Source organism: Pseudomonas sp. PvP028, assembly GCF_017832255.1.
Lineage (GTDB): Bacteria > Pseudomonadota > Gammaproteobacteria > Pseudomonadales > Pseudomonadaceae > Aquipseudomonas > Aquipseudomonas syringae.
In genome coordinates this window covers 2617125-2636448 of the sequence record NZ_JAFIBL010000001.1, presented here as the reverse complement: position 1 = coordinate 2636448, position 19324 = coordinate 2617125, and the positions used below count along the sequence as shown (strand labels likewise).

22 protein-coding genes are annotated in these 19324 nt (G+C 58.4%); 9 read left to right on the top strand and 13 right to left on the bottom strand.

Going from position 1 to position 19324, the window contains the following annotated elements; all coding sequences use genetic code 11:
• Positions 1-279 precede the first annotated feature (279 nt).
• Positions 280-660, top strand: coding sequence for a histone-like nucleoid-structuring protein MvaT (gene mvaT, locus JOE34_RS11785; protein WP_002554971.1), 381 nt, complete (start codon positions 280-282; stop codon positions 658-660).
• Positions 661-732: 72 nt separating this feature from the next.
• On the opposite strand, the gene sbcB is transcribed toward mvaT, so the two are convergent.
• Entirely contained in the window at positions 733-2163 is a 1431-nt protein-coding gene (gene sbcB, locus JOE34_RS11780) for an exodeoxyribonuclease I (protein WP_003425182.1), read from the bottom strand.
• A 180-nt stretch (positions 2164-2343) separates the two neighbouring features.
• Here sbcB and JOE34_RS11775 point away from each other — a divergent pair, with 180 nt between their 5' ends.
• The 4 genes from JOE34_RS11775 to JOE34_RS11760 are packed head-to-tail and all read left to right on the top strand — an operon-like array spanning position 2344 to position 6836.
• Positions 2344-3069 carry an RDD family protein gene (locus JOE34_RS11775; protein ID WP_032662780.1) on the top strand — a complete coding sequence of 242 codons (726 nt, stop codon included), beginning with the start codon at positions 2344-2346 and terminating at the stop codon, positions 3067-3069.
• On the top strand, positions 3066-4046 hold the full coding sequence (locus tag JOE34_RS11770) for a stage II sporulation protein M (RefSeq protein ID WP_003395964.1): 981 nt from the start codon (positions 3066-3068) through the stop codon (positions 4044-4046). Before JOE34_RS11775 ends, JOE34_RS11770 begins: the two co-directional genes overlap by 4 nt.
• A complete protein-coding gene (locus JOE34_RS11765) occupies positions 4033-5622 on the top strand; it encodes a DUF4129 domain-containing protein (protein ID WP_096115842.1) in 1590 nt (529 codons plus the stop codon). The genes JOE34_RS11770 and JOE34_RS11765 overlap by 14 nt, the downstream gene beginning before the upstream one ends.
• On the top strand, positions 5619-6836 hold the full coding sequence (locus tag JOE34_RS11760; RefSeq protein ID WP_074907313.1) for a DUF4350 domain-containing protein: 1218 nt from the start codon (positions 5619-5621) through the stop codon (positions 6834-6836). Before JOE34_RS11765 ends, JOE34_RS11760 begins: the two co-directional genes overlap by 4 nt.
• 126 nt (positions 6837-6962) lie before the next feature.
• Here the strand turns inward: JOE34_RS11760 and JOE34_RS11755 are convergent, their stop codons facing one another.
• The 9 genes from JOE34_RS11755 to JOE34_RS25855 form a co-directional block, all read right to left on the bottom strand.
• A complete protein-coding gene (locus tag JOE34_RS11755; RefSeq protein ID WP_010423992.1) occupies positions 6963-7178 on the bottom strand; it encodes a hypothetical protein in 216 nt (71 codons plus the stop codon).
• Positions 7179-7198: 20 nt separating this feature from the next.
• Complete coding sequence (locus JOE34_RS11750) at positions 7199-7759, bottom strand: hypothetical protein (RefSeq protein WP_010423989.1); 561 nt, start codon at positions 7757-7759, stop codon at positions 7199-7201.
• Between the two features lie 20 nt (positions 7760-7779).
• Positions 7780-8106, bottom strand: a complete 327-nt coding sequence (locus JOE34_RS11745; RefSeq protein WP_116817492.1) for a hypothetical protein — start codon at positions 8104-8106, stop codon at positions 7780-7782.
• A 114-nt stretch (positions 8107-8220) separates the two neighbouring features.
• Positions 8221-8688 carry a hypothetical protein gene (locus JOE34_RS11740; protein ID WP_024665149.1) on the bottom strand — a complete coding sequence of 156 codons (468 nt, stop codon included), beginning with the start codon at positions 8686-8688 and terminating at the stop codon, positions 8221-8223.
• Positions 8689-8732: 44 nt separating this feature from the next.
• Positions 8733-9035, bottom strand: a complete 303-nt coding sequence (locus JOE34_RS11735; protein ID WP_010423979.1) for a hypothetical protein — start codon at positions 9033-9035, stop codon at positions 8733-8735.
• A gap of 112 nt (positions 9036-9147) precedes the next feature.
• Positions 9148-9450: a hypothetical protein gene (locus JOE34_RS11730; RefSeq protein WP_010423977.1), complete on the bottom strand. Its 303-nt coding sequence runs from the start codon at positions 9448-9450 to the stop codon at positions 9148-9150.
• A 208-nt stretch (positions 9451-9658) separates the two neighbouring features.
• On the bottom strand, positions 9659-10336 hold the full coding sequence (locus JOE34_RS11725) for a hypothetical protein (protein ID WP_010423975.1): 678 nt from the start codon (positions 10334-10336) through the stop codon (positions 9659-9661).
• 135 nt (positions 10337-10471) lie between these two features.
• Positions 10472-10810, bottom strand: coding sequence for a tyrosine-type recombinase/integrase (locus JOE34_RS25860; protein WP_235202855.1), 339 nt, complete (start codon positions 10808-10810; stop codon positions 10472-10474).
• A gap of 33 nt (positions 10811-10843) precedes the next feature.
• Positions 10844-11017: a hypothetical protein gene (locus tag JOE34_RS25855; protein ID WP_245227011.1), complete on the bottom strand. Its 174-nt coding sequence runs from the start codon at positions 11015-11017 to the stop codon at positions 10844-10846.
• A gap of 533 nt (positions 11018-11550) precedes the next feature.
• Between JOE34_RS25855 and JOE34_RS11715 the strand changes: the two genes are divergently transcribed.
• Together JOE34_RS11715 and JOE34_RS11710 are read left to right on the top strand one after the other, a co-directional pair.
• Complete coding sequence (locus tag JOE34_RS11715) at positions 11551-12591, top strand: MoxR family ATPase (protein WP_074907281.1); 1041 nt, start codon at positions 11551-11553, stop codon at positions 12589-12591.
• On the top strand, positions 12588-13931 hold the full coding sequence (locus tag JOE34_RS11710) for a DUF58 domain-containing protein (RefSeq protein WP_209995788.1): 1344 nt from the start codon (positions 12588-12590) through the stop codon (positions 13929-13931). Before JOE34_RS11715 ends, JOE34_RS11710 begins: the two co-directional genes overlap by 4 nt.
• Before the next feature lie 28 nt (positions 13932-13959).
• On the opposite strand, the gene JOE34_RS11705 is transcribed toward JOE34_RS11710, so the two are convergent.
• Together JOE34_RS11705 and JOE34_RS11700 are read right to left on the bottom strand one after the other, a co-directional pair.
• Complete coding sequence (locus JOE34_RS11705; RefSeq protein ID WP_010423964.1) at positions 13960-14319, bottom strand: PilZ domain-containing protein; 360 nt, start codon at positions 14317-14319, stop codon at positions 13960-13962.
• A gap of 203 nt (positions 14320-14522) precedes the next feature.
• On the bottom strand, positions 14523-14918 hold the full coding sequence (locus tag JOE34_RS11700; protein WP_003345370.1) for a lipoprotein: 396 nt from the start codon (positions 14916-14918) through the stop codon (positions 14523-14525).
• A 176-nt stretch (positions 14919-15094) separates the two neighbouring features.
• On the opposite strand from JOE34_RS11700, the gene pyk reads away from it, so the two are divergent.
• Positions 15095-16546, top strand: coding sequence for a pyruvate kinase (gene pyk / locus JOE34_RS11695; protein ID WP_003345368.1), 1452 nt, complete (start codon positions 15095-15097; stop codon positions 16544-16546).
• A 120-nt stretch (positions 16547-16666) separates the two neighbouring features.
• Here the strand turns inward: pyk and JOE34_RS11690 are convergent, their stop codons facing one another.
• The gene (locus JOE34_RS11690) at positions 16667-17605 is read right to left on the bottom strand and encodes an iron-sulfur-binding ferredoxin reductase (RefSeq protein ID WP_209995771.1); all 939 of its coding nucleotides are present in this window, start codon (positions 17603-17605) and stop codon (positions 16667-16669) included.
• A gap of 179 nt (positions 17606-17784) precedes the next feature.
• Between JOE34_RS11690 and JOE34_RS11685 the strand changes: the two genes are divergently transcribed.
• The gene (locus JOE34_RS11685) at positions 17785-19308 is read left to right on the top strand and encodes a fumarate hydratase (RefSeq protein ID WP_003418683.1); all 1524 of its coding nucleotides are present in this window, start codon (positions 17785-17787) and stop codon (positions 19306-19308) included.
• Positions 19309-19324: the final 16 nt, after the last annotated feature.

Sequence of the window (19324 nt, the reverse complement as noted above, 5' to 3'; positions counted from 1 at the left end):
TCAGATGCCGAAAAAGCACACCGCCAAGGCCAAAGATTGCACCTTGCCAGTATGCGTTTTCCGGGTGCCCATCGCTAAACAAAACCTGTAATAAGAAGGGCTTTATAGGGGCGATCTTTTGAAGGAAGCGTGACGCGCTCCTAGTTCAGACGTCTGTAGGACGCGTGTATATTGCTAAATAATTCAAATAAAACTTTTATTTAATGTTTACTTGCTCATTTACAGTGACTATTATTGCCGCACTGTATCCCTGCAACCCTCACAACATAAGGTCTCCTCATGTCCCTGATCAACGAATACCGCGCTACAGAAGAAGCCATCAAAGAACTGCAAGCCCGTTTGAAGAACCTGTCGCAGGACGACAAACTGCAAACCGAGCTGGAATTCGAAGGCAAACTGCGCACGCTGATGGGCGAATACCAAAAGTCGCTGCGTGACATCATTGCCCTGTTGGATCCGGATGCCAAGGTAAACAAGGCCCCCCGTGGCGGCGCTGTTAAACCTGCCGGCACCAAACGCGCGCGCAAGGTCAAGCAATACAAGAACCCGCACAACGGTGAAGTCATCGAAACCAAAGGTGGCAACCACAAGACGCTGAAAGAGTGGAAAGCCAAGTGGGGCAGCGACGACGTTGAAAGCTGGGCCACTTTGCTGGGCTAAGCTTCGCCAGATCGCGGTTCATTGCGATTGCAAAAACGCCAGCCTGCTGGCGTTTTTTATTGCCCGGTATTTTTATACGCCCAGACGGTTACTCAGCTTGTTGGCGTAATCCTGCCACTGCCGCAACACCTCTAACTGCTCTGGCGCGGCACTAAGGGAGCATTCTACCCAAGCGGCCGTAAAGTCATGCAGGGTGTTGGGAGCGCCCCATTCCGGGCTGCGCAAGCGCTGCTGACAGAAATCCCGCCAGCGTGTTTGCTCTTCGCCACTCAAGGTGTCAGGAAAGTTACGAGCGCGATACCGGAATAACAATTCAGGCAATCGGGCATCATCAAACGGCCAGGCGTCACGCGCCAGTTGTTCGGGCTCGGCCTGCCGAACTTGCTCACACAGTCGACGATCACGGTCACCTATAAAACCGTCATATAACTGCTGTTCGGGATCTTCACTTGCGACGAAGTCGTCCTTGCCGTAAACGGCCGCCAGTTTATCGTGCCAAACTTCGCGGCGTTCACTCAATTGCGCTGCGCGTGCCTGATAGCCGGCCATGTCCAGTTGCAGCCGCTGCTGATCTTCGCTGCGCAGCACCCCCAGCGGCGCGATCACCGGGCAACGGTTTATATGCAAGAGTTTGAGCGGCACGGGCAATTCGCCGTCGCCCAGCGCGTCATGCCGCGTATATAAACGCCGCTTGAGTGTTTCAGCGCCCTCGTGCAACAACGGTGAATGATCCAGGTGCAGATCACACACGATCAGCGCGTTGCGATTATGCGGGTGCCAGGCCAACGGCAGCACCACGCCCAGGTAATTGCGCGCCGCAGAAAAGCGTCCCGAAATATGCACCAGAGGCTGCATCAGGCGAACCTGTTCCTGGACTTTCTGTTTGCTGCGCAATGCAAACAGATAGTCGTAAAGCTTCGGCTGCTTTTCACGAATCAAACGTGCCAGCGCAATAGTTGCACGCACATCGGATAACGCGTCGTGCGCCTGCCCGTGATCAATACCATTGGCAGCCGTCAGCCGCTCCAGTTTCAGCGTGACCCGGCCGTCCTGTTCCGGCCAGACAATGCCATCGGGGCGCAATGCGTAGGCAGCCCGCACAACATCGATCAGATCCCAGCGACTGTTGCCCCCCTGCCATTCGCGCGCATAGGGGTCGAAGAAGTTGCGATAAAAACTGTAGCGCGTGACTTCATCATCAAAACGCAAGGTGTTGTAACCCGCGCCACAGGTTCCCGGAGCAGACAGTTCGGCATGTACGCGCGTCATGAAATCGGCCTCGCACAGGCCTTTTTCTGCCAGCGTGGCCGGAGTGATTCCGGTAATCATGCAGGCGACAGGATGAGGCAGGATGTCATCGCTGAGCTGGCAGTGCAGATTGACCGGAGGCGCTATTTCATTGAGGTCGGTATCCGTGCGAATTCCGGCCATCTGCAGCGCACGGTCATTGCGCGGGTTGATACCGGTGGTTTCGTAGTCGTACCAGAAGATGCTGGAGGTCACGGGCTGATCCTGAACAAAAGACCCACGAAGTGTAGGGCGTGACAGGTGTCATTGGCTAATCGGGTCGTATCCGGCGCACCGGGAAATGTTTTCTTACAGCCCGCGTATTGAATGGTCGGTTGCTTAGCTCCGCTGCGGTAGCTAGCATCAGTTTTGGTTTTCAGGCGCGTCCTTCCGACAATGTCATCCCGTCCCGCTTCGCCAAGGAGTGCAGCGCTGCCCACGCCGTTGGACACGCGCATTGAAATCGAGACACCAGAAGGCATCGATATGCTTCTGCGCCCTGCCGGGCTGGTTTCCCGCGCATTGGCGTTCGGCATCGACTTCGCCATTCGCGCAGCCCTCCTCGGCGTGTTCTTCGTGCTTCTTCAGCTGTTCGACAAGCTCGGCATGGGTCTGGCCGCTCTGGTGTTTTTTCTGGTGAACTGGTGGTACATGGTGCTGTTTGAAGTACTCAACCAGGGACGCACACCGGGCAAGCGCCTGCTCGGGCTGCGGGTGGTGCATGACGACGGCACGCCCATAGACTGGTCTTCTTCGCTGATCCGCAACCTGCTGCGCTTCGTCGACATGCTCCCGCTGGGCTACGGGCTTGGCGCGATCACTTGTCTGAACCATCCGCTATTCAAACGGCTGGGTGATCTCGCCGCCGGAACGCTGGTGATTTACAGCGACCGGCCGGTGGCGCGCCCTACCCTGCCGCAGGCCGAACCGGTCATGGTGCCCTTTGCCCTGCGTCTGGATGAACAGCGCGCGCTGCTCGGCCTGGCGGAGCGGCAGGCTGAACTGTCCAGCGCGCGAACCCAGGAACTGGCGGCCATCCTCGCCGAACCCTTGCGTATCCACGCCGACACGGCGGTCGCTCATGTAAACGGCATCGCCCGCAACCTGCTGGGGCCGACATGAAGCAGAGCCTGTTTGAAACCCGCCATCAGCAGGAGTGGCAACGCTTCGAGCAGCGCCTGACAGCCCTTGAACAGGGCAAGGGCGATGTCAGCGGCGGCGCGAACTTTCCCGGCGATTATCGGCGCCTTTGCCACCACTTGGCGCTGGCACAGGAGCGTGGCTACAGCAGCCATTTGGTCGACCCATTGCATCAGTTGGCCATGCGCGGTCATCAGCAACTTTACCGCCACCGCAGCACTGCCGGGGTGCGATTGCTGAGCTTCGTTCTGAGCGGCTTTCCGCGACGCGTGCGGGCCGAATGGCGCTTTGTACTGGTTGCCAGCCTGCTGCTGTTCGGCAGCCTGATCGGCATGGCGTTGCTGGTCTATGGTTTTCCACAACTGATCTACAGCGTCGTCAGCCCCGAACAACTGGCAGACATGCAGAGCATGTATGACCCGTCGGCCAGCCGGGTCGGTCAGCCCGTCGAACGGGGTTCCGATACGGACTGGATGATGTTCGGCTACTACATCATGAACAACATCGGTATCGCCTTCCAAACCTATGCAAGCGGCTTGCTGTTCGGGCTGGGCAGTCTGTTCTTCCTGCTCTTCAACGGGCTGATGACCGGCGCAATCGCCGGGCATCTGACAGACATCGGTTACGGGCAGACCTTCTGGCCCTTCGTCATCGGTCACGGCGCCTTCGAGCTGACGGCCATCGCCCTCGCCGGGGCGGCGGGCCTCAAACTGGGCTGGGCCTTGCTGGCTCCGGGAAGACTGACGCGCAGTGCCGCACTGCGCATCGCCGCGCGGGCCAGCATGCAGCTAGTCGGCGGGGTGATCCTGTTTCTGCTGATTGCAGCCTTCATCGAGGCCTACTGGTCATCGATGACCTGGCCCGGGCCCCTTCTCAAGTACCTGACAGGCGCCGTCCTGTGGGTGCTGGTGGCCGCGTATCTGACTCTGGCAGGACGTACACCTCATGCGCCTGACTGAGTCGACTGTTGCAATACGCCCTCGCTCGCCGTGGGAGGCCATCGACCTGGGCGTACTGCTCGCCGGGCGGCACCGCGGTGTGCTGATGAGCAGTTGGGCAATCGTCACCCTGCCCTTTTTCTGTGTCCTCAGTGCACTGTTCTGGGATTACCCCACGGCCGCCATCCTGCTGTTCTGGTGGCTCAAACCTGCGTTCGAGCGGTTGCCGCTGCTGATCCTTTCGCAGTCACTGTTCGGTGCCACGCCGACACTGCGACAGGCCCTCAAGGCCTGGCCGGCGACCCTGAAGGAGCAACTGCTGCCCAGCCTCTTGTGGCGACGTCTTTCCCTGAGTCGCAGCTTCCAACTGCCGGTGCAGCAACTGGAGCATCTGGCAGGCACCGAACGCGCCCTGCGCATCGGCCTTCTCAGCCAGAAAGACCTGCGTGCCGCACAGCTGCTCACCATCGTTGGCGCACACCTGGAATACGCACTGTGGATAGGCCTGCTGGTCCTGCTTTACGCCCTGATACCGCAGCAAATCCAGATCGACTGGCACTGGATGAGTCTGCTCGACGTCGAAAACCAATGGCTGTGGATCGACCACCTGACCAACCTCTTCTATGCCCTGGCGCTGATACTTTGGGAGCCTGTGTATGTCGCCTGCGGCTTCACGCTGTACTTGAATCGCCGCACGGTTCTTGAAGCCTGGGACATAGAACTGATCTTCCGGCGCCTGCGCCAGCGCCTGATCGGTACGGCCTATGCCGTGTTGATGGGCGTCGGGCTGATGCTTTCGGCAGCGCCAGCACCGGTCTGGGCCGATCAGCAAAGCTACAGCTGCCCGTTGCCGGAATCCGCCCCTGCGCAATCCGCTCCGTCCGTGGCGGCGCCCGACACGCCGCGCCTGACCCGCCAGCCCCTGACCAGCGAAGCGGCACGCAGCCAGATCCACAACGTTCTGCAACAGCCGCCCTTCCGCAACCCCCGGACCGAAACGGGCTGGCGCTTTCCTGAAAAACAGAAAGGCCAGTCTGCGGCTCGGGACACGCGTGATCAGAGCTGGCTGATGACCTGGCTCAATCGGCTTCTGCGCGCAGCGAGCGCCCTGGCCAGCCTGATTGAAGTACTGCTGTGGGCCGTGTTCATCGGGCTTGTGGGGCTGGTGATCTTTCGTTACCGGGACTGGTTCAGGACCTTCGTTGGCCGGAAGACCGGCAAGGCCAAAACCACCCGCCCGGCACCCGATCAGCTCTTTGGTCTGCAAGTGAATGCTGAAAGCCTGCCCGACGATGTTGCCGGCCGGGCCGAGCAGCTCTGGAACAGCCAGCCTCGCGAAGCGCTGGGTCTGCTGTACCGCGCCTTGCTCAGCCGCTTGCTGAGCGACTATCGATTGCCCTTGAAAAATGCTGATACCGAAAGTCAGGTACTCGAACGTATCGCCGCGCTCAACCAGCCGCTGCTGAGCGAATTCAGCCGCGCGCTGACCGCACACTGGCAAAACCTCGCCTACGGGCATCGCCTGCCACCGGCGCATGCCCGGCAGGAACTCTGCGATGGCTGGCGTCGCCTGTTCAACCAGGCACCGCAGCCATGAGCCGCCGTACCGGACTGCTGATCGGGCTGCTGGTCCTGTTGCTGCTGGCAAGTGGCGCGCTGTTTCTGAGCACTCAGCTCGAGCGCTACGAGAAAACGGTCGATCAGGGCCCCTCGCCAGAGGCGAAGGCCAATCCCTGGCTGGCGGCCGAACATTTTCTGCGTGGCCTCTCTGTCACAGTGAATACCGTCGATACGCTGGCTCAGCTTCCCGACCCGAGTCAGAGCACCCAGACCCTGCTGCTGCTCGATGACCGGGAAGACATGACGCCGGCGCAAACCCAAAAACTGCTGAACTGGGCCGAAGCAGGCGGGCACCTGCTGTTCGTCGCCGAACAACTGTGGGACGAACAAAAAGGTCGCAGCGGCGATCTGCTGTTGGACAGTCTGCAGATTCACCAGTACCTCACCAAAGACATCAATGCCAAGGAACAGCAGCTGGCCGACGCTCAGCCGCCACTGCCCATCCCGCTGATGACGCCGGCCCCCACACACAAGAAAATGCCCTGGCCAGAGCTGACCCGTCTGTACCTGGAAAACGAGAGCGCCCCGGCCTACATGAGTTTCGATCCGGCGTTTCACCTCGAAGACCCGGAAGATCACGCCCAGTCCTGGGCCAACAGCGCCGATGCCACGCACCTGCTGCAGATAAGCCGGGGCACTGGGCTGATCACGGTTATCACGGACGCCAACCTGTGGAAAACCCGCTCGATCGGCCACTATGACAATGCCTGGCTGCTCTGGTATCTGACGCAGGACAGCCAGGTGACCCTGGTGCTGCAAACCGAACACGACAACCTGCTGAGCCTGTTGCTGCGCAACTATCCTCAGGCGCTGCTGACGCTGGCACTGCTGATCGGCCTGGGCCTGTGGCATATCGGTCTGCGCGAGGGTCCGTTGCGTCGACCCGCGCCACTTGCACGCCGCCAGCTGACCGAGCACCTGCGCGCCAGTGCCGAGTTCCTGCGCAAACATACCGGGCAGCAGACGCTGATCAAACGCCTGCAACAGGACATCCTGCGTCGCGCCCGCCAGCTGCATCCCGGTTTCGAGCGGCTGGTCGTTGCCGAACAATGGCAAGTGCTTGCACGCCTGACCCGTCAGCCCACCAGCGCCATCAGCGACGCACTGCGCCCTCGCCCGCCGCAACGCCTGTCACACAGCGAATTCACCCGCCAGGTAGCCCACCTGCAAACAATCAGGAATGCTCTATGAGGCACCACGTTGCAACTGAAACCTTTCTTTGACGAGACACCGATTTTTCCTATCGTTCGTTGGACAGGCCATCACAGTGCGACCACAGGTAAATATTGCGGCCGGGCAAGCGGCACGTTTCCTAGATCAAAAGATATCCCACCAGCGGCGAGTATCGAGGCTATCTTTACGACCTCGCGATTTCCTGTAAACGTACAGGCTCAAGCGGCCCGTAAACACTGCGACAAAAACGACCAGAAACCAGAATCCGTCGACATCAATCCAACCAATCAGCTGACGGTGGAAAACCGCGAGTAGCACGAAAATCGCCGCGACTAGATACGCAAATTTTCGATTAGTCATAGCACTCTCATAGGATTTTCCTACCAAATGTCACCGGGCTTATGAAATCCCCCATCCCTTAGCTGCTGTAGGTAGTGTTCAAGGTTACTCGACACTTTCTCCAAAACGCTCGGCAAGTATGGCACCAACTCCGAAAAGTCTGATCCCACAGGACCACCATGGTAGTGCCGGCAGTGCTCTAGAACCGCGTCACGCTCAGCGGCTGGAAGCTGCTGCAACGGATCTCTGTCGTTGTAATCGTGCAAATTGGATAAATGGATGAAAGCACAACCAAATTTGTAGACGGATCGAGCCCAATTTTGGAGATGCTGTGCCAGCTCAACCATCTCATGATCCGTTACACGACCGCGCCCATTGGGTTGCCGCCAGAGCTCACCATTCACGGAAGCGATAATTAATTCATCACGCCGTGCAGGTTCCTGAGCCAATAGGTAGATGACCCTAACCATTGAGTCCAGCTCTTGACGCAGAATTGCCATCATCTGACTTGGGATATTTGCAGCCGACACGAGCTGCATAGCCCGTTTGTGATCAGTAGATCGCAAGGCAATCTGCCGAGTAAAAACAGCTACTTCTTCCATGTTGGTATCCTCGCCTTTTCCTAGCTGTTCCAAACCTTCCACACCGGTTGCGATGCCTCACAGGCAGTAATCCAGTCGCCAATTTCCTGAATCATCTGCTGGGCCCGCTCCTCGTCGATATCGCCAATGTCTAATTGATGCCACACGAAGCCAAGAAACGTACCCACTCCTTCGGGGAATTTAACGTTATCTTGATTCAGATTCATTTCCAGAAAGGGTGCACCTTCGCAGTCCGCGTCACCATTAATCGCCTGATGTGAAATGTGCCATCCAGTGTCGATCTTTTTGACTCGGAGTGAGGTGTTTGCTGACCAGCGAAGTGTTCGATAAGTAAGCTTGAATTCCATGGTTCTTCCCTTCATTGAGGTCCAGACGTTCGTGGAGCTGGTGTTGGACGGGGTGACTTGTCACCGCAGCTGGCAGTAACAGCCCAAAACATACAAAGGGTGGTTTTCCTAGATTCAGCCGTGAGCAGCTGCTTGCTGCATGAGTTCGTCAAACTTTCGCTCTGATACCCCTTGATTCCGTCTCAGTTTTTCGAGACTGAGTTCGATAAGGCGAAGGTCATCGCGGCATTTTTTCTCACTGAACTTGGTACCGTTAGCAAAAACGTTTTCTGCACACGCGGTTGCGTCGGCAATACACATCGCGAGAAATTCTTTCTGACCTTTAAGGTAGTCGGAAGCGATTGCTCGGAGTTCAGGTTGAAGGCCGCTATCAAGACTCAAGCGAAGGATCAACGTGTTGTTTTCCCGCTCCAGTGCGTACCATTCGGAGCGGGCCGCCTCGACCTTGAGTAAGACTGTCTGCTGCAGCAGAAATCGCTCCGCTGCTCTGGACCTGCCTTGTGCCCGTTCAGCGCGCCATAGCCCAAACAGGGATACTGCCAATGCCAACAGCGCTGCAACTGGAATTTCATCAAGGTTCATAGGCTCTTTTTTCCTTGAAGACCCGTCGAACTGGGGCGGGGTCGCTAGAGACTCTTGGCCGCTTCGGAAATTTCAGCGATCAGCGCTTGCAGGTCGGCGGCGTCTTCAGGCTTAAGCGCGATCTGCCAGAACAAATCGCTGCCGCTACCACCGCACACGTTGACAACTGGAATTTTGTTGACTGTCATTGTGGTGTCCTCGAAGCGCAATTGGCCCAACTTGACGGCCATCTTGGTGTATGGCTGCCCAATGCTCACATGCAAGTGAAACGGAGACACCTCGAACTTGACTGGTTGAGCACCCGATAGGGTGGCAATTGGGTAATATTCACGGGTTTGCATCAGCATTTATAGCGTCTCTTAGGGTTAATTCAAACTTGATGTAGTGGGCTGAAAACGCCCTGTTTTTACGTCCTCGGCCCAGCATGGGCTGATCTTCGTGTGCGCTTGGTACGCTTTCCTACTTACTTTTACGATCTGAACGTGCAGCACTCCATAGCTCGATTTGTTCCCTGCACTTTTCAAAATCACCCACCAGGTACGTCTTATCCTCTGGCAGTACGGCGACATTGCCTTGTTTGAAATGCTGCATCTGATGGGAAATGCTGATTTGCTGAGCGTGAGCCTGACTGATTTTTGCTTTGCTGATAACGTCGAGCAGTTCAGCAGGAACAGATGCTGGAGTTAGATAAAGCTCATCTCGGTAGGGAGTGCCCGTCAGGGTTTCAAACTCCTCAAGTGCTTCAAGATAGGTACTATTCATAGAGCCTGCTTCGTTCTTGAGGACGCGAAAACCGCATCCTGACACTGCCAAAGCCCGCAACTCGGCGGGCTTGTGAATGCAGCGACTTTTTCCATTGTTCATGGATCTGGTTGTAGACGGATTGACTTGACGTTCTTGACGGCAGCAACCAGCAAGTCCGTGGGAGAGATAGCAGCTTTTTTAGCAAACAACTCAGACGATCGACTGGTCAGTCGACGCAGACCAGTCGGGCTTGGAGATCGAGAACCAACGTTTCTATCTCAATCGTGAGTCCTTTCATACCGTCAGCTGTACTGCCCATCCCAATCAGTGAAGCCATTCTTTTAGCGTCCTGGACGTAGCTCGTATTGATATCCTCGGCGTTTTCGAGCTGGACTGAAAGCAGCGCTTGGCTACTGCGTTTTTGCAGCTCTGCGTTAGCGTATTCGCGTGCTCGCTCGGTATCAATATTGTTCATGTTGACCATAGCAATTAGGCCTTTTGCACGCATGAAGAACCTGACGATTAGTTGCGCAGTTTCAGTAGGCAGTTGCGCTAAACACGTAGGGGCAGAATCAAAAATGGGAAACGAATTTTCTCCCACAGGAAAAACGCAAAGGTAGGGCACACCGTCGGGCAGCTGCATCAGATCTGCAGCATACTCATCTCGATAGACGTTCCAAGCGGTGGTGATCTCTACCAAAATCAGCTTAGCCGTATTGGCAAGGACCAGCTGATGTTCAGCGTCAATCTGTACTTTTTCCTCGCGCCGCTCTTGTGCTGCGCGATTCAATTCTCCCTTCTGAGTAAGATGCGTAGCCCACATGGTAAACAAGCCACCGACGATCGCACCTACGAGTGCTATCCAGAGTTCTTTCAAATCAGTGAGCCAGAGCAATAAATTCACTTGCGAATTCCATTTCTGTTTGAGGGAAACTGAGGCCTTGGTCGTAGCTGAGCAACCGATTCTTGCTCGAAGATGAATCCAACCCACACTACTGATGTCGCTATGCCAGTGCAACCTCGAATGCACGTCGAATTGTCACTTGGTTACAGTCAAATAAGGCTTGCTGTGATCAAGGCAGGCGTGCCCCAAGATGGTCTGCACTGTCTCAACGTCGCCTGTAGCGGCCAACACTTTTGCTGCCAGGGAGCGCCTGCCGCTGTGCGATGCCCCCTGCTTGATACCGGCTTGCCGGTATAGCCTACTGATGGTCTGCTGGAGCGAATCACAGGCCCGGTAAACTTCTGGCCATCCGTCCAGCTCACGGTGCTTGAACGCCAGTTCAAAGGCTTGACCCTTGTGTGTGGTGACCAGTTTTGAACTTGGGCGCAGGCCTCGGTATTCAGCATCGCCAGAAAGGCCCCAGCGGCGCTGCAAGCGAACCGCTATCCAGCTTTCTAAGGCGGCAACTCATCGTGGATGGGTCAGGTACACATTGCGCGGCCGGCAGCCCTTGGTGATCTCTGCGCGAAGATAAACATCGGGCTTGATGGCCCCACTGGGATACAGCACGTCTGCGACCTCCACCAAGGCCAGCTCGGTTACGCGAACGCCAGTGGTGTGGGTGAGCCACAAAAGCATCACGTCGCGCTCTGGTAGACGGCCAGTCACGGATGCTACGCGGGTTAAGTGCTTGAATTGTCTAGGGCGAAGGGATGTTGCTCGGAGGATGGATGCAGTCATGGGGCTCTCTGTCAGGATTGGTGACGAATCGCGAGCGATCCTGAGAGAGTTAGCGAGGGGCCTCCTGAATAGCTTACATGCCCACGTGCCCTGGTGTTCACGGAAAATGACACAGCTCACACCTAGGTGGCGTTATTCCACGCCCAAGCTGTTTGTTTAAGGAACTGCTGACCTTCGAGCCACGAGGCACCCATTCAGAAAAGGCATCCTTCCGCAGATTTCTACCTTTGTTGCAGACAGCAGCTACGTCAGTGCAATTGAATGGCATGCACCAACACGCCGCATGCCCTGAGCGGTTACCATGGAAATAATGCTAGGCGAGAGAAGAAACACTCAGTCGCTGCGCACAAAAATTACGAAAAACGTTAAATCTGGTAAGTGATTGATTTATGGAAGATAAATCTAATATAACAGTTAGCAAGGCTCCGGGAGTTTTGAGCGATCAAACGCCCGCCCCATCAGGCAGCAGCACCGAGCCACTTGCCGAGCCCGCAGCCGAATCCACCACCCAGTTGCAGCAGCGTCAACGCGCCAGCCAGTTGGCTCAGGCGTTGCGCAATGAGCTGCAAAAGGCCGTGATTGGACAAAATGCGGTTATCGACGACGTGTTGACCGCGTTGATCGGTGGCGGGCATGTGTTGCTGGAAGGTGTTCCGGGGCTTGGCAAGACGCTGCTGGTTCGCGCGCTGGCCAGTTGCATCGGCTGCGAATTCGCGCGCATCCAGTTTACGCCGGACCTGATGCCCAGCGATGTCACCGGTCATGCGGTGTACGACCTGCAGACCGAGCAGTTCAAGCTGCGCAAGGGGCCGCTGTTCACCAACCTGCTGCTGGCCGACGAAATCAACAGGGCACCGGCCAAGACCCAGGCGGCTTTGCTCGAAGCGATGCAGGAGCGGCAAGTCACCCTTGAAGGGCGCGCCCTGCCGATCCCGCAGCCGTTCATGGTGCTGGCGACCCAGAACCCCATCGAACAGGAGGGCACCTATCCATTGCCTGAAGCTGAACTGGATCGCTTCATGCTCAAACTGCGCATGGATTATCCCGAAGCGCAGGAAGAGCTGAACATGGTGCGTCAGGTCACCCGCTCGTCCAGGGCTGACATGCTGGACGTGCGACCGCTCAGGGTCATCATGCAGGCCCGCGAGGTTCAGGCGCTACAACGCATTGCCAGCGAGCTGCCCATCGATGAGCAAGTGTTGGACTACGCCGTGCGACTGGCACGCAGCACGCGCACCTGGCCAGGTCTGAGTCAGGGCGCAGGCCCCCGCGCTTCGATTGCGCTGGTGCGTGGTGGGCGGGCCCGAGCCGTGTTGCGTGGCGGCGAGTTCGTGACTCCGGACGATATCAAGGGCTGTGCACTGGCGGTGCTGCGACACCGGGTCAGGCTGTCGCCTGAGCTGGACATCGAAGGGCTGTCGGTGGATCAGGTGCTCAGGCAGATCCTCGACCAGGTCTCGGCACCGCGCCTGTGAAACAGGTCCTCAAGCCGTCGATAACGCTGCTGCGCTGGCTCGGCGGACTGATGGGCGTGGCCTTGCTGCTCGGAACGCTTCATGCCTTGGGCATCGAGTATCCGGCAAAAATCGACGACCTTTACTGGGGGGCATTGCTGGCCCTCGTCGTCGTGAGCGTGCTTGATGCAATCTGGCTGCTCAGAAGTCCCTCGCCACGCGTGCAGCGCGAGCTGGCGGGCAGTCTGACGCTGGACCGCTGGAACGAAGTCCGGCTCGACGTGCAGCACGACAATCGCAGACCCGTGATCGTGCGGCTATTCGATCATGTGCCGCACGGGCTGGAACACGAAAACCTGCCTCAGTCCCTCACCCTGGCCGCACGCGGTAAAGGCAGCATCGGCTATCGCCTGCGCCCGTCAAGCCGGGGTCACTTTACGTTTGAGCAGTGCGAAATCAGCCTGCCGGGAACGTTGCGCCTGTGGACGACACGACGCTACCTGGCAGTGCCCGGCATCACGCGGGTCTATCCGGATTTCGCCCGCCTCTGCGGCGGTCAATTGATGGCGGTGGATAACTGGTTGAGCCAATTGGGCATACGCCAGCTACAACGCCGCGGGCTAGGCATGGAATTCAACCAGTTGCGTGAGTTTCGCGAGGGCGACAGCCTGCGCCAGATCGACTGGAAAGCCACCGCCCGCCAGCGAGCGCCCATCGCACGGGAATACCAGGACGAGCGGGATCAGCAAATCGTTTTCATGCTCGATTGCGGACGTCGGATGCGCAGTCAGGACGGCGACCTGTCTCACTTCGATCACGCCCTCAACGCTTGCCTGCTATTGAGTTATGTCGCGCTGCGTCAGGGTGATTCTGTCGGTATTGCGACCTTTGCCGGCGAGCAGGATCGTTATCTGGCGCCGGTGAAGGGGCCTGGGCAGTTGAATCGGGTGCTCAACACGGTCTATGACCTGCAGACCACCCGGCGCCCCGCTGACTACAGCGCCGCCGTGCGCCATCTGATGGTTCGTCATAAAAGACGTTCACTGGTGGTGTTGATGACCAACTTGCGCGATGAAGACGATGAGGAACTGCTGGCCGCTGCCAGGCAGCTCGGCAAACAGCATCGGGTACTGATCGCCAGTCTGCGCGAAGAAGTCCTCGACGGCCTGCGCCACTCGCCGGTACACACCTACGATGAAGCACTGAGTTATTGCGGGACGATCGACTTCCTCAATGCCCGCGCTTCGCTGCACGATCGTTTGAGCGCGCAAGGCATTGTGATCATGGATGCGCGGCCAGGAGAACTGGGCCCACAGCTGGTCAACCGTTACATGAGCTGGAAAAAGGCAGGTACGTTATGAACGACGCCCTGCCCGTCAGGCAGCAGCCTCAGGCAGAGGCTTCGTAGGAGGGGTAAAAACAGAAGTACTGTCGCAACAGCTGCACGAACTCCAGATACTCTGTCGAGACCTGACACAATTCAAAACCGGAGTCATAGCTGCCGGGTGTCTCGTCTTCGTGACACCAGAGGCACCTGGCGCTCACATCGATGGGCTGTCCGACATTGCCATTCGGCAGTTTCAGGCACAGATCGAATCTCGCGCCCACAAGCACCGGCAGGCTGCTGATAAGCATCAGCCCATCACCGGACACATTCCCCAGACACCCCACCAGCTTGCCGGTATGACGATTGAAAACCTGCAGATAATCCTGCAGTTGATGACGTTCGATTTTCCGCTCTTTATACATGGCAGGCTGCCTTCAGAGACCGATGCTGCGACCACGCGGCACCGTGTGTTCGTTGCGGACTTCTAATGCGCTGCACGACAGAGGCTATCCAGGCAACAGTCTCGACCCGGAGCCCTGCAGCTCGTCCGTTTTGTGACCTCAGCCTAGCTCACAATTATTCGAAATCCACCCGAACACAGCACCTTCCATTCAAACGAGGGTAATTATTTCGATACAGGAGCGTTTCGAACCGGTACAGGTATGGGTCTGGCAGGTTGAGCCCTGGGGTAAAGACCTGTTTGTGCCAGCGTGTCGAGTCTGGCACGTGCACGGAAGGCGTATTCACTTTCTGGATACTGCGCCATCAGGAATTGATAGGTCTGTGCCGCATCGACATACAATTTCTGTCGTTCCAGGCACTGGCCGCGCAACATCGACACTTCCGGCTGGACATAACGGCGCGAGCGGCTCTGGCGTTCGACCTTGGAGAGATCGAGCATCACCCGATCACAGTCACCTTCCTGATAGGCACGGTAAGCGTGATCAAGGTTGGAATTCATCGCCCAGCGGGTGCAACCGCTGAGCGCAGTCAGTAATACAACAATCGTTACAATACGCATGGGACTCTCCTGTTCTCTGCCCTGTATCGGCGTCACAGCCTGTTTCTTCAGGCCAATAGAGCGCCGGTTGTCAGCCGATTGCCCTCCCTGACCCTGACACGGTAGTGCAAAGGAACAATGACTAAAGACCCAGACAGGAGTAGCCTCTCGCTGCGCTTCAATTAAGGAGTTTGTGCATGACCGTTCGCCGCACCAAAATCGTCGCCACACTTGGCCCTGCCAGCAATTCGCCGGAAGTCATCGAACAACTGATCCTTTCGGGTCTGGACGTTGCTCGTCTGAACTTCTCCCACGGTACTCCGGACGAGCACAAGGCTCGCGCCAGGCTGATCCGCGAAATCGCCGCCAGACACGGGCGTTTTGTCGCTCTGCTGGGCGACCTGCAGGGTCCGAAGATCCGTATCGCAAAGTTCACCGACAAGCGAATAGAGCTGAAGGTCGGTGACAAGTTCACCTTCTCCACCGCTCATCCGCTGACCAGTGGCAACCAACAGATCGTGGGTATCGACTACCCGGATCTGGTCAAGGATTGCGGCGTAGGCGACGAGTTGCTGCTCGACGATGGTCGCGTGGTCATGCGCGTCGACACCCAGACCGCTAACGAACTACACTGCACCGTGCTGATCGGCGGCCCGCTGTCCGACCACAAAGGCATCAACCGTCGTGGTGGTGGCCTGACGGCGCCGGCACTGACCGAAAAAGACAAGCAGGACATCAAGCTCGCTGCCGAGATGGACCTGGACTACCTGGCCGTTTCCTTCCCGCGCGACGCCGCCGACATGGAATACGCTCGCCAGTTGCGCGACGAATCCGGTGGTACGGCCTGGCTGGTGGCCAAGATCGAACGCGCCGAAGCCGTTGCCAACGACGAAGTGCTGGATGAGCTGATCCGCGCCAGTGACGCGGTCATGGTCGCTCGTGGTGACCTGGGCGTTGAAATCGGTGATGCCGAACTGGTCGGCGTACAGAAACGCATCATCCTGCACGCTCGTCGCCACAACAAGGCAGTGATCGTTGCCACGCAGATGATGGAGTCGATGATCTCCAGCCCCATGCCGACGCGTGCCGAAGTGTCCGACGTGGCCAACGCCGTGCTCGACTACACCGACGCTGTGATGCTGTCGGCCGAAAGTGCTGCAGGCTCCTACCCGATCGAAGCGGTTCAGGCCATGGCCCGTATCTGCATCGGTGCTGAAAAGCACCCGACCGGCAAGACTTCCAGCCACCGTATCGGTCACTCCTTCACCCGTTGCGATGAAAGCATCGCGCTGGCGGCCATGTACACCGCCAACCACTTCCCGGGTGTGAAGGCGATCATCGCACTGACCGAAAGCGGCTATACCCCGCTGATCATGTCGCGCATTCGCTCTTCGGTGCCGATCTACGCGTTCTCTCCGCACCGTGGTACTCAGGCGCGTGCAGCGATGTTCCGTGGTGTCTACACCGTGCCATTCGACCCGGCAGCCCTGCCGCCAGGTCAGGTCAGCCAGGCCGCAGTCGACGAACTGCTCAAGCGTGGTCTGGTCGAGCAAGGTGACTGGGTCATCCTCACCAAGGGCGACAGCTACCACACCATCGGCGGCACCAACGGCATGAAGATTCTGCACGTTGGCGACCCATTGGTCTGATCGCAGCACACAGCAAGCCAAGGCCCCGTCTCGCAAGAGTCGGGGCCTTTTGCGTTGGGTCAGCCCTGCGAATCATGTGATTATCGTGCCGAAGAACGAGAGCTGTAACTGACGTCACTCTTAATCCCGCGCCACAAACACATCCGCCAGCAACTGATTACGCGGCAGACCTGCCAGGTAGAGGCGTTTGGCGAATATCTCCACGCTGTCGGCACTGCCACACACCAGCGCCATCGCGTGCCGCGACAACAGGCGCAGTTCAGCCAGGGTTGCCTGTAGCGTCTGCGGGGTAACCAACTGAACATGCACTTGGGGATAACGCTCAGCCAGGGCGTGCAGTTCATCGGCCAGGTAGTGCTCCTGGCTGTCGCGGGCCAGATGAATCACGCGTATGGCGCCCTGATGGTCCTGGCGCAGCGCCTCGCGCAGTACACCCCACAAGGGCCCGAGCCCGGTGCCGGCGGCCAGCAGCAACAAGGGTTTTTCCTGCCAGTCCGGGTCGTAACGCAGCGCCCCGCCACGCAACTCGCCGAGCCTCAGGGCGTCACCGACCTGCAACTGGCGGGTGACGTCACGGAAGGCCCCGGGCTGCAGGCAGTCAATGTGAAACTCCAGAAATGCATCCTCACCGGGAAGGCTCGCCAGCGAGTAAGGCCGCGCAACACCGCTCTCGGTCCACAACACCTGGTGCTGCCCGGCGCTGTAGCGCAGCGGTCGCGCTGGCTCCAGACGCAAACGCAGCACCGATGCAGAGAGCCAGTCGCAGCCTGCCACCGTGGCAGGCAGGCCATCACGCTGTGGGTCAAACACCTCGACAGCCAGATCCCCCGTCACTCGGCACTGACAGGCAAGCCGCCAACCCTGCTGGCGCTTTTCGACAGGCAGCGCGTCGGGCAAAGCATCTTCAGGCTCGCCCTTTACGACGCGCACCAGACACGCATGGCAACTGCCGGCACGACAGCTGTAAGGGACCGGAATACCGGCATGGTTCAGGGCGTCGAGCAGATTGCTGGCCGATGCCACCGACCAGCTAAGCTCACCCACATGCAATTGAGGCATCAAAACGGCCTGTGCAGAAAATAACGGCGATTGTACAGACTGGCCTGTCGGGCGGGTTATACTGCCGCGCCTTTTTGCGCCCGCTATCGCCACCCTGACAGCTCTGGTTCAAGCCGCAGTTCCAGACTGCCGCCGATAGCGTAATTGAATGTTCCCGTCCTTACAGAGGAGCGCGCCGCATGACCGTGATCAAGCAAGACGACCTGATTCAGAGCGTTGCAGACGCACTGCAGTTCATTTCCTATTACCACCCCGTGGACTTCATCCAGGCCATGCACGAGGCGTATCTGCGTGAAGAGTCGCCTGCCGCTCGTGACTCCATCGCCCAGATCCTGATCAACTCGCGCATGTGCGCGACCGGTCATCGCCCGATCTGCCAGGACACCGGCATCGTCACGGTTTTTGTGCGCGTGGGGATGGATGTTCGCTGGGACGGCGCCACCATGGGCCTGGACGACATGATCAACGAAGGCGTGCGCCGCGCGTACAACCTGCCTGAAAACGTGCTGCGTGCCTCGATCCTTGCCGATCCGGCAGGCGCTCGCAAAAACACCAAGGACAACACCCCGGCCGTCATTCACTACTCCATCGTCCCGGGTAACACCGTGGAAGTGGACGTCGCGGCAAAAGGCGGCGGCTCGGAAAACAAATCGAAGATGGCGATGCTCAACCCGTCCGACTCGATCGTCGACTGGGTTCTGAAAACCGTTCCGACCATGGGCGCAGGCTGGTGCCCGCCGGGCATGCTCGGCATCGGCATCGGCGGCACCGCAGAAAAGGCCGCGGTCATGGCCAAGGAAGTGTTGATGGAGTCCATCGACATTCACGAACTGAAAGCCCGCGGCCCGCAGAATCGTATCGAAGAGATGCGTCTGGAGCTGTTCGAGAAGGTCAACCAGCTGGGCATTGGCGCTCAGGGCCTGGGCGGCCTGACCACCGTGCTCGACGTCAAGATCATGGATTACCCGACCCACGCCGCGTCGCTGCCGGTGTGCATGATCCCCAACTGCGCCGCCACCCGCCACGCGCACTTCGTGCTCGACGGCAGCGGCCCTGCCTCGCTGGAGGCTCCATCGCTGGACGCCTACCCGGAAATCGTCTGGGAAGCCGGCCCATCGGCCCGCCGCGTCAACCTCGATACCCTGACCCCGGAAGAAGTACAAAGCTGGAAACCGGGCGAAACCGTTTTGCTCAATGGCAAGATGCTCACCGGCCGCGACGCAGCGCACAAGCGCATGGTCGAAATGCTCAACAGGGGTGAAACCCTGCCGGTAGACCTCAAGGGTCGCTTCATCTACTACGTCGGCCCGGTTGATCCGGTACGCGAAGAAGTCGTCGGCCCGGCCGGCCCGACCACGGCCACCCGGATGGACAAGTTCACCCGGCAGATCCTCGATCAGACCGGGTTGCTGGGCATGATCGGCAAGTCCGAACGCGGCCCGACCGCCATCGAAGCGATCCGTGACCACAAGGCCGTGTACCTGATGGCCGTTGGTGGTGCTGCCTATCTGGTGGCTCAGGCGATCAAGAAATCCCGCGTCGTGGCCTTCGCCGAGCTGGGCATGGAAGCGATCTACGAGTTCGAGGTCAAGGACATGCCGGTGACCGTTGCGGTAGACAGCACCGGCGAATCCGTTCACATAACCGGCCCGCAGATCTGGCAGAAGAAGATCAGCGACAGTCTGGCGGTGGAAGTGCAGTAAATACTGGATAAAACCC

Coding starts and splice junctions, on each gene's coding strand:
- mvaT (WP_002554971.1), top strand. CDS start 280: ATGTCCCTGATCAACGAATACCGCGCTACAGAAGAAGCCATCAAAGAA.
- JOE34_RS11775 (WP_032662780.1), top strand. CDS start 2,344: ATGTCATCCCGTCCCGCTTCGCCAAGGAGTGCAGCGCTGCCCACGCCG.
- JOE34_RS11770 (WP_003395964.1), top strand. CDS start 3,066: ATGAAGCAGAGCCTGTTTGAAACCCGCCATCAGCAGGAGTGGCAACGC.
- JOE34_RS11765 (WP_096115842.1), top strand. CDS start 4,033: ATGCGCCTGACTGAGTCGACTGTTGCAATACGCCCTCGCTCGCCGTGG.
- JOE34_RS11760 (WP_074907313.1), top strand. CDS start 5,619: ATGAGCCGCCGTACCGGACTGCTGATCGGGCTGCTGGTCCTGTTGCTG.
- JOE34_RS11755 (WP_010423992.1), bottom strand. CDS start 7,178: ATGACTAATCGAAAATTTGCGTATCTAGTCGCGGCGATTTTCGTGCTA.
- JOE34_RS11750 (WP_010423989.1), bottom strand. CDS start 7,759: ATGGAAGAAGTAGCTGTTTTTACTCGGCAGATTGCCTTGCGATCTACT.
- JOE34_RS11745 (WP_116817492.1), bottom strand. CDS start 8,106: ATGGAATTCAAGCTTACTTATCGAACACTTCGCTGGTCAGCAAACACC.
- JOE34_RS11740 (WP_024665149.1), bottom strand. CDS start 8,688: ATGAACCTTGATGAAATTCCAGTTGCAGCGCTGTTGGCATTGGCAGTA.
- JOE34_RS11735 (WP_010423979.1), bottom strand. CDS start 9,035: ATGCTGATGCAAACCCGTGAATATTACCCAATTGCCACCCTATCGGGT.
- JOE34_RS11730 (WP_010423977.1), bottom strand. CDS start 9,450: ATGAATAGTACCTATCTTGAAGCACTTGAGGAGTTTGAAACCCTGACG.
- JOE34_RS11705 (WP_010423964.1), bottom strand. CDS start 14,319: ATGTATAAAGAGCGGAAAATCGAACGTCATCAACTGCAGGATTATCTG.
- JOE34_RS11700 (WP_003345370.1), bottom strand. CDS start 14,918: ATGCGTATTGTAACGATTGTTGTATTACTGACTGCGCTCAGCGGTTGC.
- pyk (WP_003345368.1), top strand. CDS start 15,095: ATGACCGTTCGCCGCACCAAAATCGTCGCCACACTTGGCCCTGCCAGC.
- JOE34_RS11690 (WP_209995771.1), bottom strand. CDS start 17,605: ATGCCTCAATTGCATGTGGGTGAGCTTAGCTGGTCGGTGGCATCGGCC.
- JOE34_RS11685 (WP_003418683.1), top strand. CDS start 17,785: ATGACCGTGATCAAGCAAGACGACCTGATTCAGAGCGTTGCAGACGCA.